The organism is Rhodococcus sp. GB-02, assembly GCF_053470465.1.
The window spans coordinates 1-905 of sequence record NZ_JBPUKE010000011.1; the positions used below are offsets into that span (position 1 = coordinate 1).

Sequence of the window (905 nt, forward strand, 5' to 3'; positions counted from 1 at the left end):
GTGAATGCCGCAGCTTCGGTGGTGTACTTGAGCCCCGCTACATTGTCGGCGCAGGATCACTTGACCAGTGAGCTATTACGCACTCTTTCAAGGGTGGCTGCTTCTAAGCCAACCTCCTGGTTGTCTTCGCGACCCCACATCCTTTTCCACTTAGTACACGCTTAGGGACCTTAGCTGGCGATCTGGGCTGTTTCCCTCTCGACTACGAACCTTATCGCCCGCAGTCTCACTGCCGCGCTCTCACTCACCGGCATTCGGAGTTTGGCTGATTTCGGTAAGCTTGTGGGCCCCCTAGACCATCCAGTAGCTCTACCTCCGGTGAGAAACACGCGACGCTGCACCTAAATGCATTTCGGGGAGAACCAGCTATCACGGAGTTTGATTGGCCTTTCACCCCTACCCACAACTCATCCCCTCAGTTTTCAACCTAAGTGGGTTCGGTCCTCCACGACGTCTTACCGTCGCTTCAACCTGGCCATGGGTAGATCACTCCGCTTCGGGTCTAGAGCATGCCACTACGATCGCCCTATTCGGACTCGCTTTCGCTACGGCTACCCCACACGGGTTAACCTCGCGACATGCCACTAACTCGCAGGCTCATTCTTCAAAAGGCACGCCATCACCCCCAACAGACAAGTCTGTTCGAAGGCTCTGACGGATTGTAAGCGCACGGTTTCAGGTACTATTTCACTCCCCTCCCGGGGTACTTTTCACCTTTCCCTCACGGTACTAGTCCGCTATCGGTCACCAGGGAGTATTCAGGCTTATCGGGTGGTCCCGACAGATTCACACCAGATTTCACGGGCCCGGTGCTACTTGGGTTTCCATTACAACAGTCACAAAGTTTTCGTGTACGGGATTCTCACCCTCTACGACAGGCCGTTCCAGACCACTTCCACTAACCC

Annotated in this window: 1 rRNA gene; it reads right to left on the reverse strand. The window is 54.9% G+C overall.

The annotated features are described in order from the left end of the window. A 23S ribosomal RNA gene (locus tag ACSW29_RS31225) occupies positions 1 to 905 on the reverse strand; the annotation flags it as partial.